This is a genomic window from Cardinium endosymbiont cEper1 of Encarsia pergandiella (genome assembly GCF_000304455.1).
Taxonomy (GTDB): Bacteria; Bacteroidota; Bacteroidia; order Cytophagales; family Amoebophilaceae; genus Cardinium.
Window position 1 is genome coordinate 421,174 of sequence record NC_018605.1, and the last position, 14,134, is coordinate 435,307.

The window sequence follows — 14,134 nt, forward strand, 5'->3', positions numbered from 1 at the left end:
AAACTAGATATTAAAAAAATGATTTTGCCCCGTATATATACCTATTTGGTATAAATTTCCCCTTTTTTTAAAAATAATAAAATTAATATTCAATACATAATACCATTACTAACCGCGTTCTCCATCATATCAAAAATTGCAAAAAGCAAACCCATAAGATTAACAAAAATTATACTGTTAATCTATTGCAACCATCTTAGATTGTACGAATCTATTTACATTTATAAGAAATTAAAATAAAAAATATTGAACATGAGTTTTAAAAAAAAAAGAAAAAAACATTATATTTAAAGCTAGTTTGCTAATATGCTTGTTTTAATCCGACCTTCAAAAGTATCTTCCATGATGTCTCTACAAAGGATACTATATGTAGCAAGTGAAATAGCTCCTTTTTTGGAAACTTCCCTTGTATCAAATTGTGTACGTAAGCTACCTGAAGCCATGCAAAGCAAACAGATAGACGTACGAATTGTAGTACCTAAATTTGGTACCATCAATGACCGCATGAATAGACTACATGAAGTGTTGCGTTTATCAGGTTCTATTGTGTCAGTAAATGATGTAGATCATTCCATTTCTGTAAAGGTAAGCACGATACCTAATACCCGGTTACAGGTTTATTTTGTAGACAACAATGATCTATTTGGCAGTAGAAGATCGGTTTTTAAGGATCAAAATAATAATTTTTTTGAGGACAATGATTTGCGAATGATTTTTTTCTGCATGGGTGTAATGGAAACGCTTAAAAAATTAGAGTGGGAAGCAGATATTGTACATTGTCATGATTGGATAACGGCGCTTATACCTATTTTTTGGAAAAAGCTGTATCAAAATCATCCTCTTTTTACAAAAGCTAAGCTTGTTTTTACGCTTTATAATAATACTTTCTCTCACCATTTTCCCTTTCTGACAGAAAGGATAGAAAAGATAGGTATTGCGCGGGAAGATGCAGTATTATTGACCCCTGGTGGTTTTCGAAACATCATTCAATTTGCTATGGACTATTCTGATCTGGTATTGCGTGGCGAAATACTTGATGCAGTTGAATTTGAAGATTTATTTAAAAGCAACGAGTTACCTTGGGTCCAAAATGATGATCAATATAACGAAGGCTATTTTGCCGTGTATAAAAGCCTACTGCTCCCGGTCTAATGGAACCGAACCAGTATAGCCTTGCATAGAAAAATATATGCAGTTATATTCATGTAGTTACCTGTGAAATGAATGCTATGGCTGAATTGCATATTTATCGTGCTGCTGCAGGTGCTGGTAAAACCCATATATTGGTAACCCGTTATATTCAATGGGCTTTACGTTACCCAGATGCTTTTAAAAATATTTTGGCGGTAACCTTTACCAATCGTGCTACCCAAGAGATGAAGCAACGCATTTTAGCTTATTTGTATAGCTTATCTATTGGAGAAGCAACTGTTTTACAAGAAACACTATGCCAGGAAGGATGGACGTCTGCTCAGTTGCAGCTGCGCAGCAAGGAGGTATTGTCGATGATGGTTCATCACTATGGTGATTGCGCTGTTACTACGATTGATCGTTTCTTCTATAGAATGATTCAGTCTTTTGCTAAAGTACTCGGTTTACAGCACCATTTTTCGGTTGAAATGGATGAACGATTGGCTTTAAAAGAAACCATAGAAGAGCTATTTACCGTAGATGATCCATTCTTGCAACAGTGGATAGTAGATTTTGCACTTACGAAACTATTGGTTGGTAAAAGCTGGAATATTAAAAGCAACATTCAGGAGATAGGTAAATCACTTTTTAATGAATCGTTTAAGCTACATGAAAAAGCATTATTAATGGCTTTTCAGCAACAAGAAACATGGCCGCATTTTGTGTTGGCTACACAAACATCTGTCCATTCCTTTGAACAAAGCATGCAAAAAATCGGTCAAGCTGCGTTGACCATATTGCACCAAGAAGGCCTTGCACCGACAGATTTTGCCTATGGTACCAAAGGGGTAATAGGTTATTTTTTAAGATTGGCTAGCAAGAAAGGGTTTACACCAACCAAACGAGCTGTTATAGCAAAAGATCATCTAACCAGTTGGTACAGCGAAAAAAAACATAATGCCCTTGCTAGGGTAGTGGAGCAATTGCTCCATCCTTTACTTGTAAAGGCTATAGATTTGTATGTAAAAGAGGGGTTAGCCTATAGAACAGCGCTAGTAGCTGCCCGTTTTTCCTATGCTTTTGGTATAATAGGTGCATTGCTTATAGGATTGGAACGGTATCGATCAAAAAACAATGTCTGTTTTATCTCAGATATTTCTGCTTTGCTTTACCAAGCCATTCAGGAAAGCGATGCTTCCTTCTTGTACGAAAAAACAGGCCATTCATTTCATCACTTTCTGATAGATGAATTTCAAGATCTTTCTCTTTTTCAATGGATGAATATCAAACCATTGTTGCGTAATAGTCTGGCCCAAGGCTATAGTAGTCTATTAGTTGGAGATGTCAAACAAGCTATTTACCGTTGGCGTGGCAGCAATTGGAAACTTTTAAACCATCAAGTAGAAGCAGCGTTTAAGGAAAGTACCCTTCATTATTTAACGACCAATAGGCGCAGCCAAGAGGCTATTGTATTATTTAATAATTATTTCTTTAAAATGGCTGCCAACCGGTTGGTTGATTACCTTGAAAGCAGGTCTAATTTTCATCCTATTGATGCATTGTCATATGAATGGGCCCAAATGAGACGGGCCTATGGCGATGTGGTCCAAGAAACCAATGGGCAAAAAGGAGGCCATGTAGGATTGTACCTACTTCGGTCTGACCAAATGGATACAGCAGGTCATCCTATTCATTGGAAAGTCCATGCGCAAAAAAACTGTATGGATCTGCTAGAACAGTTAGAAAAAGAAAATATCCCAGCAAACGATATTGTTATATTGGTGCGCAATAATAGTGAAGCCGCTTTGCTAACCAATGGCTGGCAAACCAGCCATACGACTGGTCGCTATGCGGTACGGTCAGATCATGCCTATGCTTTATGGAGTCATATAGCGATAAAAGTATTGATCCATTCATTATATTATCTTAATGATGAGGATGATCTAATAAATAAAGCAGCCTGGGTGCAAGCCTATTGGCATTGTATACATCAGGATTTAGCCATTGGACATCATGATAGATTGTATAGGGTAGTAGATGCAACCTCTATCGAAAATTTATTGCCCGAGCCATTTTGGGTACAAAAAGACTTTTTAAAAAATCTATCTGTCTATCCTTGTGTCGCGCTACTGATCACCTGTTTATTTAAAAATTCTTCTGATTTTGATGATGTTTTATCTCTTTTTCAAAGTGTTGTTTTAAACTTCAGCCTTACAGAATCTGCTTCTATAGCAGACTTTTTAGTTTGGTGGGAAAAAAGAGGACGCGCCATACTATTGCCTACAAGTCATCTTGAAAATGTGGTTAAAGTAATGACCATCCACCAATCTAAAGGGCTTGCATTTAAAATAGTCATGATCCCTTTTTGTAATTGGACTTTGGATCATCTACCACAAAATGGGCCCATTTTGTGGTCTGTGGACCAACAACCATCGGCCCACTTTCCTATATGGCCTATAAGCTATGGCGTAAATTTAAAAGAAACCCATTACGCCAAAGCCTATTACCTCGAGCAGATGCAAATCCATCTAGATAACCTCAATCTGCTTTATGTGGCTTTTACAAGAGCAGCCGAACGACTTTATGTGATGGCACCCCTTCCAGCGCAAACGGAGGGTATGGATAGCGTTGCTGATTTGATCTACCAATCATTGGTACAAGACAGAACCAATCAGCCTTTTAAAGATGCATGCCCATTAGCTGTAGCAGTGCAAGAGACGGTTGCAGCCACTATCTTTTGTTTTGGGTAATGCGACTATATCCGTTTATCCATCTGTCCATATTACTTTTCAAGAAACAAAAAAGCCCTGTGTAAAAAACCTTGTTTACAGATAAAAAGCAAAACAGATGATTACAATAAAAGGGACCAGATAGCTTACCGCTGTTTTTTTAGCGGTAAGTGGCGTTCTTTCTGCAATTTTTTACACAGCGCTTTATTGTTTGCTTGATTCTTGGTCAAGTAAAAAGTTAAGATATAAATTCCTTTAAGTTCTATTTTTAATTTCTTGTTTAAGAGCTCTTTTTGCTTGTAATAGCAGTATTTTACTGTTCTTAACCTCCTGTGGGGTATCTAGTGATTCATGTAATAATTCATCTAATTTATCTTCAGTAATTTTACCCAATATAAATTGTTTGGCCGCATTTAAGTGTTTTTTTACTTTAGTCCCCGTCTTTCTAGCCCAGTCTGATACGTTTGGCTCATTTTCACTAAGCTTACCATACATAATTTTTATGACATCGTCTAAATCTTTTTTGGGCAAGCGTTCTGAAGATGCATGCAAACGTATTTCCTTTTCGAGGTCCTTTTCGAGTCCTTTTTCGAATTCTTTCGTTGTTGTTTCCTTGTCCTTAGAACAAGATGCTGCGCCGCTATTTAAAATAGCCATACTCCACAGGGCAGAAAAAAGGATAGATTTTATTTTATATTTGTTCATAATTTATTCCAATAATGTATGATGAAAATTTGTATTGAGAATATAAAAAAATAGGCTAAAATAGCCACATTAAGAAGCTTTATCTGTCAAAAATTGATGCGTTGATTGGATAATTCAAAATAAGCGGTATTTATGGTAAAAGGGTTGTATGCTTTTACTAAGCGGTTAGGATAGTAGATTATCAGCACCCACGACCGATAAACCATTGAGGACTAAGACAATAGATTTACTATCTATACAAAAGGGGATAGTTGCTCAGCACTATGGTAGAAAAAGCATTAAAGAACGCCTTGTAACTGTACCAGAAAACAGATCTTTTTACCACAGTGCTGAACAGATGTATCTATTTAGCTTCTTCCCTACTTGCCAACTCCTTCTCAATTTCTTGCATCCGTTTTTGGAGTTCCTCCTTTGGTAGATCTTTTAATTTCGTTTCCTCCTTAGAACAAGATGCTGCGCCACTATTTAAAATAGCCATACCGTAAAGGGCAGAAAAAGCGATAGATTTTATTTTATATTTGTTCATAATTTATTACAATAATGTATGATGAAAATTTCTATTTTAAAAAATACAATATAAGCTAAAATAGCTACATTAAAAAATTTTATCTGTTAAAAATTGATGCGTTGATTGGATAATCCAAATAAATACTCCCCAGCTATGCTACTACTGTCATGAACAGATACCAGTCTTTAACCCATTCGTTAAAGCTGAACGATCCATAGATTCATAGAAGTGCCCAACGGGACCTTGGTGCCTGGCATAGGATTTTGCTGTATCACGCTACCGATGGGTGCGTGACGTTTTTTAAGATGATGCAGCACACCTATCCGCATGCCCCGCTCTAATAGTGTGATATGTGCTTCTTCTAAAGGCATGGCTATTACATCTGGTACTTCAATAATTTCTTCACCTAATCCAGCGCTTACCACTAAGTCAATAGTCGATCCCTTATGAATAAATTTTCCAGTAGGTATGGGATGGTGGTCATGCCATTGTTCCAAAACAGCATATTTTGTAATGTCTGGGACATATTTGATGCTACCTAACTTTAGTCCTTTGTTCTTTAGGAGGAGTTGAGCCTGCCTAATAGAACCCTCAATAAGGTGGGGCATAGATACAAGTGGGGGATTTGCTGCATTTAAGGTTAAATAGATTTTTCGTTTTGTCTTTACCCAACCACCTGCTGTTGGAAATTGTTGTAAAACAGTAAAAGGCGGTAGTTCTGCTGCGTAACTGCTGTTGTCTGTTATAACGTAACGCAAATCATATTTGCTAAGCGCGCCATCCAATGCTTCTAAAGGCATACCGGTTAGATCGGGTACTTGAACTATTTTACCTTGATGGGTAATATAAGGTAATGCTATATAGAAAAACATATATAATATACCGATAAACAAGCAAAATATGTAAATAAGATGTTGGAATATCTTTATTAGCTTTTTTTTATGCATGTATCTAAGATTAGCGTTTCGCTATAGGCAGCAAAATTTCTTTTGGTCCATCCATATTGGATAATGGCATGTATAAAATCAAATGGTGTATAACCGTTTAAAGCACATTGGTGAAAAATACAGGTAGCTGGTGTCATAGCAGGCAGTGCATTGATTTCAATAATCCATACCTCTATTTTTTGATGGGGATAGATTTTTACAAAAGCATCTATTCTGGCATAACCTTGTATATTTAAAACCGTTGCTATATTTGCCAGTTCGTGCTTGACCTTTTTGCTGATTATAGCAGCTACTTTGGCATTACCATCAAAGCGTGCTGGGGTAATATTATGGCCTTCCCCTGCTAAAAATTTTTCTTCTAATGAAAGTATGGCATCTACTGCTACCGTTTCTGAAGGTTCAAATACTTCATATAAGGTTTTCCCATTATGATCTATATGGGTTAGTAAACCTGTTGTAGTTTCTAAACAAGCCAATGCTTTTGGATCTTTTTCAATCAGTGCTTCTAGTAGAAATCGTTTTTGTTGCGGAATATAGTCTGCTACTTGTAACCCCAAGGGTTGCATCACTTTGTTAGACATTAGTGGTTTATCTCTAAAAGTAGCAGATGCATAAGCAGTCAACATATCACTATTGACAATGCGCATGACCCCCGCACTGCAACCATCATCTACAGGTTTAGCAATAATTGGATACGTAAACAGATTCGCTACAGCATGGATCGTAGTAACCTGATCATCATCCCAATCTTTTTGGGTAACCACAAGCTGCTGTGCAACCTGAAATCCTTTTTTAGCTAAAAATTGATTGGTTGCATATTTATCGATCGTTAAAGCGGTAGTAGCTATACCAGATCCGTTGTAAGGTATATCATACTTTTCTAGTATCTTTTGTAGAGTTCCATCTTCTCCAGGCCTGCCATGCAAAGCGATAAAGATAAAATCTATTCTTTCTTTTAAAGCAGAAAAGGTAAGTTCTTCTGCCGTAAAAATAGCATCTTTTGCATAATTTTTAGTAATGGAAACGGCTTCTTGTCTTATAACGGTTAATAACGCTTCTGCGGCTCTAAATCTAGTTGGATGTAAAAGCGCATCGTGCACATCATCTGCATTATCTTTTAACAATAGCGCAGCAGGTAGTATAAAAATTCGAAAGGCCTTCGTAGAGCCAGATAGAAAAAGCGGAAGCGCTTCGTATTGGTTAGAAGCGGCCAATTTACTGTAAATATTTCGCCCACTTTCTAATGATACATGCCGTTCGGGTGTAAACCCACCCATTAGTACACCTATTTTTTTATGCATCTTTTTCGTTCTATCTGCTAGATGGCAAAAACAAATCTATCTTTACTGATCTAAATAGTTTGATGAGTGGCTACAAAACAAATGCTAGTTTAGACCTGCTCTAGGTCATTGGGCAAAGGGAACATTGCTTGGCCATCATCCGATTGCGGAAGTGATACTTCAGGTGATGGCGCATCTTCAGTAGGTATATTTTTTGCTTCTTTGGCAAAGCGTTTGCCTATCAAACGTTCTAAATCTGACTTAAATATAGTTTCTCTTACCAGTAAAGCCTCAGCCAAAAGCGTTAGTTGGTCCATTTTTTCTCTGAGCAACGTTTTTACCCGTTCATATGCACCATCTATGATCGCTTTGACTTCCTCATCTATGGTATGAGCTGTTTTTTCTGAGTAAGGCTTGGTAAAAGTATAATCTACTTGTTTGGAGTTGTGAAAAGAGAGGTGACCTACTTTAGGGTTCATCCCATAGACGGTAACCATGCTATAGGCTAATTTAGTAGTACGTTCCAAATCATTTACCGCACCTGTTGAAATTTTTCCAAAAATAAGTTCCTCAGCTGCTCTTCCTCCCAGCGCCATGGCCAACTCATCTAATAATTGATTCTCTTGATAGATAAATTGCTCTTTTGGCAAATACTGCGCATAGCCCAATGCAGCGATACCACGTGGTACAATACTTACTTTCACCAGTGGATGTGCATGTTCTAGAAACCATCCAGCAATCGCATGACCGGCTTCGTGGTAGGCTACTATTTTTTTCTCTTCTGCAGAAATTAGCTTATTTTTTTTCTCTAACCCACCAATAATGCGATCTATAGCTGCATGAAAGTCGCTTATGGTTACAAATTTCCTATTTTTCCTAGCGGCTATTAAAGCTGCCTCATTACACATGTTAGAGAGATCCGCTCCAGAGAATCCAGGTGTTTGTTCGGCAAGTTGTTTAATCCGTATATGCCTTTCCAGCTTTAGTCTTTTGCTATGGCATCGTATAATCGCCTCCCTGTCTACTACATCTGGGTTATCTATACTAACCTGACGATCAAATCTTCCTGGTCGCAGCAGTGCAGGATCTAGTACTTCTGGTCTATTGGTGGCAGCTATTACAATCACCCCAGAATTGGTTGATACCCCATCCATTTCTACCAAGAGTGAGTTTAAAGTATTTTCACGTTCATCATTCACCCCCGGCATATTGGCTTTGCCTCGTGTCCTACCTACTGCATCGATTTCATCGATAAAAATAATACATGGTGCTTTTTCCTTTGCTTTTTTAAATAGGTCACGGACACGTGCTGCACCTATCCCCACAAACATTTCGACAAAATCTGATCCAGAAAGACAAATAACCGGTACACCGGCTTCACCAGCGACCGCTTTGGCCAGCAAGGTTTTACCCGTTCCTGGAGGACCTACTAGCAATACCCCTTTGGGGATTTTTCCACCAAGCAGCGTAAATTTATCAGGCATTTTCAAAAAGTCTACTACTTCTTTTACCTCTTCTTTCGCCTCTTTCATGCCAGCTACATCTTGGAAAGTAACTTTTAACTGATTGTTTTTATCAAAGATGGTTGCTTTTAATGTATTCATATTAAAAAGCTGTGTACCAGGACCTGCCATACCACTGCCTGGCTTACGAATAAAAAACCAGTAAATAACAAATAGCGTCAATAAAAAGGACCAATTGATAAAACTAGTAGGCTCTGAACGTTCTTGACAGCTGTAACCTATTCTAGCTTCAGGATCTATTTTTGCTTCTATCGCGCCAAATTTTTTATCAAAAATGTCAAAATTGGGTATTCTAAGCGTGTAGACCAATTGCCTGCTGTTTTTCCAAGAAGGTCGTCCTGCTAATTCTTGTTGGTAACGGGGTTTGCGTAATGCGTCTTCTTTGAGTACTACTTCCACTAGATGCTGATTGGTGATTAAAGTAACCGATTTAACCTCCTGGTTCAGCATCATTTCTTCAAAACGTTTCTCAGAAATGGGCATTATACTTTTTTCTTTGTTATAATAGAAAAGTAACCCTATTACCAATATGGCCAATATAAAAATAGACTGTGGGACGTTGTGTTGTATAAATTTTTTTTCTCTTTGTTTCATAATCTGATTTAAATTGAACCGCTATTTTTTCTGAATGAAGATGAAAATTTCAAAAAGGATGGAAATACAACAAGAAATTTTTTAATAATGCTTACAGTTAAAGGGAATAAATTGCGTGCAAACCTAAAGCTATAAGTCGATCTACAACGAAGATAATAGAGCTTTTTATTTTGTGGCTTCTATATACCTGTCTTCGACAACCTTCCAGTGAACCATTTTCCAAAAAGCTTGTATATAGGCTGAGCGTCTGTTTTGATAGCTTAGGTAGTAGGCATGTTCCCATAGATCTAGCCCTAAAATAGGGATACCTTGTTCTTGAATAGGAAGGGTATTCATAAGTGGATTATCTTGCTTATCAGTTGTAGAAATAAATAAACTACCGTCTTTCTTGGCTACCGTTAACCAGGTCCATCCAGCACCAAAGTGGGTAGCAGATGCTGTTGAAAAGGCTTCTTGGAATCCTTCAAAGCTGCCAAATGATTTTTTTAACCTGTCTAGTAAGTCTGTTCCAGGTTTTGGGGAAGCATGTGGTGTGAGGCTATTCCAGAAAAATAGATGGTTAAAATGGCCACCAGCGTTATTCCGTATAGTAGTATGGTAGGCGCTGATATCTTTTAGCAGATGGGTTAATACTGATATTTCGGTTCCTTTTGCGGTAGCTATTGCGGTACCGGCTACTGCTTGATTGAGTCTATCTACATACGTTCCATGATGTTTGGTATGGTGGATTTCCATGGTTTGGGCATCTATATAAGGTTCCAATCCATTGTAGGCATAAGGCAAAGAAGGAAGTGTAAAAATCATAAGCATCTAAAATTATAATAATTAGTTCTATCCGCTACAATATAGTGTTTCTTAGCTTTTTAAAAAAACAAATCAGTAATTCTTTACTTGCTTCCGCTAAAATATTTCGGTGTATGGTGGTTTGAGGGTGTAGAATAGGGGCAGAGCAGCTTTGGTAGCCTCTTTTTGGGTCACTGGCGCCAAAAACAAGTCGTTTTATTTGAGACCAGTAAAGTGCGCCACCACACATTATACAGGGCTCTAGCGTAACATATAGTGTACAACTGGGAAGGTATTTGCTATTGAAGTAATGGGCAGCAGCTGTAATCGCCAATAGTTCTGCATGGGCGGTTGGGTCTTTAAGTTGTTCTACTTGGTTATGGGCACGTGCAATAATTTGATGTTCTGCTACGATTACCGCTCCAACGGGCACTTCTCCAATTGTAGCTGCATGCGTAGCCTCTTGCAGGGCTGCTTCCATAAAGAAAGCATCTTCGTGTATTGGGGCCATTGGGCTTATGTAATGGGTAAAGGATCTATGGGTGATATGGGTCTGCTATGATACCGAACTCAGTTAAAAAATTTAATCCCTCTTCATAATCTAAGTTTTTATAGGCTGCATAAGAATCTTTGTATACCACCCTTTTAATGCCTACACTAAATATTATGCGGGCACAAGGTAGACAGGGCGAAAGCGTCGTGTACAGCACACCATCTTTTATATTTATATGATGGGTTAATGCATAAAGAATAGCATTTTGTTCTGCATGGATAGATAAAGCACATCCTCCTTTTATACTTCTAGTGCAACCTGTTTTCGGCCATATTTCATCGCAATTATAGGTACCCGGTGGAGGGCCATTGTATCCTGTAGAAATAATACGGGTCTCTTTTGTTAAAACAACGCCTACTTTTTTTTTAACACAGTGTGAGCGTTTAGCCAATTGAATCGCCAATGACATAAAAAGATGATCAAATGTAGGTTTTTCTGCCATTAATTTTTATAGGTATAGCACCTGTTTTAGGTTGAACAATAATAAATAAGTTTAAAATTGAAATAGCGTTACCCGTTGCGTGGATAGTTTAAGGTTGCATCACGTTATATACTGTTTGGTTAAAATTCATCGTTAGGTACCTACAATAGGTACATACAAAGTAATAAATGAAGAATGAAATATGGATTCTTTTGATACCAACTTATAATGATTTTATTTATCGTTCAAGTTAAAAAGTTAAAAAATTTAAAGCATCAAAGATAGTATATCTCCAGCAATTTATAAAATAATAAACATATCATGTTATTATAGTCTGATTTTATGTAGTCCTTTAGGCGTGGGATCGTACAAAAAGCGGTAAATCTATTTTAAGCAAGATAAGTTAATCTTGTAGCGCTGCGTTCATTCGATAAATTTTTTATTCCTATTTAGTTTTAATGGCTCAAGGGTTTGAATAATGTGCTAAGTTATATTATATTTGTACCTGTATTAAAGCATATAGAAAATGGCAAGGATTTGTGATATAACAGGTAAAAAACCAATTGTAGGAAATAATGTATCCCATGCAAATAACAAAACCAAAAGGTGGTTTTATCCGAATTTGCAAAATAAGCGTTTTTATATTCCGGAAGAGAATATTTGGATTCCATTGAAGGTTTGCACTTCTGTGATCCGTACCATCAATAAGAAAGGCATTTATGCAGTGCTAAAGGAAGCCAAACAGAAGGGAACCTTATCCAAGCAATACCATTGGTTGGTCTAAATAAAAACCACGTGAAACTTGATAAAAAAGTAGCAAAGTAAAATGGCAAAAAAAAAAAGCGGTAGGGTTCAAGTAATTTTAGAGTGTACAGAGCACAAAAGTAGTGGTATTCCTGGTATATCTCGCTACTGTACGGGAAAAAATAGAACGACTACTACTGCACGAATGGAGTTAAAAAAATATAATCCTATATTGAAGCGTCATACACTTCACAAAGAAATCAAATAAGCATTGTATATATTATGGCAAAGAAAGTAGTAGCTACCCTTGCTAAGGGAGATACCGTTAAGTTAACCAAGTTGATTCAAGTAAAAAAATCAACAAAGACAGGTGCTTATACTTTTCGCAGTAAGATTGTCCCTTCTGAATTGATAAAAGAGATGGTATCTAGCAAAATATAACCATTGCCTATCGTCTTTATGGTTTGAAAGGTGGTTTTTTTTCTAGTTTTGCTATCATATTTGTTATCGAGCATCCAACTATTTAAAAATAGCAATACAATCGCCATCAGCGTAGATTGTTTAAAGCCATTTTCTAGATTTTTAGCCTGAATGGTCTGAATAACAAAAAGCCATAGTATAAAAGTTAAACCAGTTGTAAGATAAGTCCTTTTATCTGTATATATTTCCAAATCCAATAGTAGATCCGTATAATAGATAAAAAAATAAGTTGCTTGCTATGGGTATTTTCAATTTTTTTTCTAAGCCGCCCCCCCCTAAAGCACACTTAGCAGAAAAACTGACTAAAACGCGTCATTCTTTTTGGAGTAAGCTCTCTAAGATTGTGGCTGGAAGGTCTACAATTGACAGTGATGTATTGGATAGATTGGAAGAATTATTGATTGGTTCAGATGTTGGCGTACCCACTACCATTAAAATTATCAATGCTATAGAGCAGCGTGTAGCACGGGATAAATACCTTACTACAGGTGAACTAGACCAGATTTTACAATCTGAGACGGAGCAACTTTTATATGCTTTACCTAGCTCGAAGAGCGATCCTATCGCCACTACTCCATCTGTTCGTCCCCATGTTATACTGATAGTGGGGGTCAATGGTGTAGGTAAAACTACTACTATTGCTAAACTAGCTGCACAGTTTATTAGCCAAGGGAACAAGGTTATACTAGGTGCTGCAGATACTTTTCGTGCAGCAGCTATAGAACAACTGATGATTTGGGGTAATCGTGTAGGTGCAGCAGTAGTAGCACGTCCCATGCAATCAGATCCCTCCTCAGTGGCACATGAGACCGTGCAGCAGGGTATACGCAATCATATAGATGTAGCCATTATAGATACCGCTGGCCGATTACATACAAAAGTGCACCTTATCAATGAGCTGGCTAAAATTAAGCGGACCATTCAAAAATGTCTTCCCGGTGCGCCACAAGAGGTGTGGTTGGTCTTGGATGGTACAAATGGACAAAATGCTTTTTTGCAAGCAGAAGCTTTTACAGCTGCTGTAGCAGTAACCGGTATCGTGGTGACCAAATTAGATGGCACATCTAAAGGAGGGATGGTGCTGGGTATAGCAGATCAGTTTTCCATTCCAATTAAATATATTGGTGTAGGCGAAAAAGTGGAAGACTTAAGGGTTTTTGATCCCCATGCATTTGTTGTTTCCTTATTTCAAAAATGGTAATGAACTAATCACTTTTAGGTAACAGCCATTTAATGGCTACAATAAAGTGCTACAGATTTTTATGCTGTAAGAACTATACTTCAGTTTATCTTAAAAATATCTAGCGCCATTTAATGCTGCTTTATGCCATTTGCATAATAATTTTCTATCTGGTAAAATTATTCGTAAATTTATCCATCTGTTACGTCCTAGAAGGGATAGATTGGCGTAAGCAGCTCTATTCCTTGGGAAAAATTTTAAATAAAAAAATCTAAAAACATGGCACAGCCAAAGAAAAGATCATCCGCTTCCAGAAGAGATAAAAGAAGGACACATGTTAAACTTGCGATGCCTCCGTTAGTGGTTTGTCCCGTTACTGGTGTAGTACATACTCCTCATCGTGCCTTTTGGCATGAAGGTAAAATGTATTATAAAGGAAGGGTGGTAATGCATCGTGCAATACCTTAATAAGCTCTTTGCAGATGGTTCAGTTGTCCCCTATACTATTACTGACTTAGGAAAAGTCTATAAAACAATTACCCCAATCTGCTCAATA

15 protein-coding genes are annotated in these 14,134 nt (G+C 37.3%); 7 read left to right on the top strand and 8 right to left on the bottom strand.

Translation table 11 applies throughout. The features are described from left to right. The first annotated feature begins 306 nt into the window (after positions 1–306). Positions 307–1,152, top strand: coding sequence for a glycogen/starch synthase (locus AL022_RS01850; RefSeq protein WP_014934554.1), 846 nt, complete (start codon positions 307–309; stop codon positions 1,150–1,152). Between the two features lie 77 nt (positions 1,153–1,229). Continuing rightward, positions 1,230–3,881 carry a UvrD-helicase domain-containing protein gene (locus tag AL022_RS01855; RefSeq protein WP_158309911.1) on the top strand — a complete coding sequence of 884 codons (2,652 nt, stop codon included), beginning with the start codon at positions 1,230–1,232 and terminating at the stop codon, positions 3,879–3,881. A 234-nt stretch (positions 3,882–4,115) separates the two neighbouring features. Here the strand turns inward: AL022_RS01855 and AL022_RS01860 are convergent, their stop codons facing one another. The 8 genes from AL022_RS01860 to AL022_RS01895 form a co-directional block, all read right to left on the bottom strand. Further along, positions 4,116–4,565: a hypothetical protein gene (locus AL022_RS01860; RefSeq protein WP_014934556.1), complete on the bottom strand. Its 450-nt coding sequence runs from the start codon at positions 4,563–4,565 to the stop codon at positions 4,116–4,118. Between the two features lie 343 nt (positions 4,566–4,908). Beyond that, on the bottom strand, positions 4,909–5,091 hold the full coding sequence (locus AL022_RS01865; RefSeq protein ID WP_014934557.1) for a hypothetical protein: 183 nt from the start codon (positions 5,089–5,091) through the stop codon (positions 4,909–4,911). Positions 5,092–5,270: 179 nt separating this feature from the next. Beyond that, positions 5,271–5,945 carry a PASTA domain-containing protein gene (locus AL022_RS01870; protein ID WP_014934558.1) on the bottom strand — a complete coding sequence of 225 codons (675 nt, stop codon included), beginning with the start codon at positions 5,943–5,945 and terminating at the stop codon, positions 5,271–5,273. A 56-nt stretch (positions 5,946–6,001) separates the two neighbouring features. Further along, on the bottom strand, positions 6,002–7,321 hold the full coding sequence (locus tag AL022_RS01875) for a D-alanine--D-alanine ligase family protein (protein WP_014934559.1): 1,320 nt from the start codon (positions 7,319–7,321) through the stop codon (positions 6,002–6,004). A gap of 89 nt (positions 7,322–7,410) precedes the next feature. Further along, positions 7,411–9,417 (bottom strand): ATP-dependent zinc metalloprotease FtsH, encoded by a 2,007-nt coding sequence (gene ftsH, locus AL022_RS01880; protein ID WP_014934560.1) that lies wholly within the window; start codon positions 9,415–9,417, stop codon positions 7,411–7,413. A gap of 165 nt (positions 9,418–9,582) precedes the next feature. Next, positions 9,583–10,221 (bottom strand): superoxide dismutase, encoded by a 639-nt coding sequence (locus AL022_RS01885; RefSeq protein ID WP_014934561.1) that lies wholly within the window; start codon positions 10,219–10,221, stop codon positions 9,583–9,585. A 34-nt stretch (positions 10,222–10,255) separates the two neighbouring features. Then, complete coding sequence (locus AL022_RS01890) at positions 10,256–10,711, bottom strand: nucleoside deaminase (protein WP_014934562.1); 456 nt, start codon at positions 10,709–10,711, stop codon at positions 10,256–10,258. A 25-nt stretch (positions 10,712–10,736) separates the two neighbouring features. Then, positions 10,737–11,195 (bottom strand): deoxycytidylate deaminase, encoded by a 459-nt coding sequence (locus AL022_RS01895; protein WP_014934563.1) that lies wholly within the window; start codon positions 11,193–11,195, stop codon positions 10,737–10,739. A 505-nt stretch (positions 11,196–11,700) separates the two neighbouring features. Here AL022_RS01895 and rpmB point away from each other — a divergent pair. The 5 genes from rpmB to rpmF all read left to right on the top strand — a co-directional run bounded on the left by rpmB (position 11,701) and on the right by rpmF (position 14,046). Then, complete coding sequence (gene rpmB / locus AL022_RS01900) at positions 11,701–11,958, top strand: 50S ribosomal protein L28 (protein WP_014934564.1); 258 nt, start codon at positions 11,701–11,703, stop codon at positions 11,956–11,958. 42 nt (positions 11,959–12,000) lie between these two features. Beyond that, entirely contained in the window at positions 12,001–12,186 is a 186-nt protein-coding gene (gene rpmG / locus AL022_RS01905; protein WP_014934565.1) for a 50S ribosomal protein L33, read from the top strand. 14 nt (positions 12,187–12,200) lie between these two features. Beyond that, a complete protein-coding gene (locus tag AL022_RS04240; protein ID WP_014934566.1) occupies positions 12,201–12,359 on the top strand; it encodes a DUF4295 family protein in 159 nt (52 codons plus the stop codon). A gap of 277 nt (positions 12,360–12,636) precedes the next feature. Then, entirely contained in the window at positions 12,637–13,599 is a 963-nt protein-coding gene (gene ftsY / locus AL022_RS01915) for a signal recognition particle-docking protein FtsY (RefSeq protein WP_041546084.1), read from the top strand. A 258-nt stretch (positions 13,600–13,857) separates the two neighbouring features. Continuing rightward, on the top strand, positions 13,858–14,046 hold the full coding sequence (gene rpmF / locus AL022_RS01920; RefSeq protein WP_014934569.1) for a 50S ribosomal protein L32: 189 nt from the start codon (positions 13,858–13,860) through the stop codon (positions 14,044–14,046). The last annotated feature ends 88 nt before the right edge of the window (positions 14,047–14,134 follow it).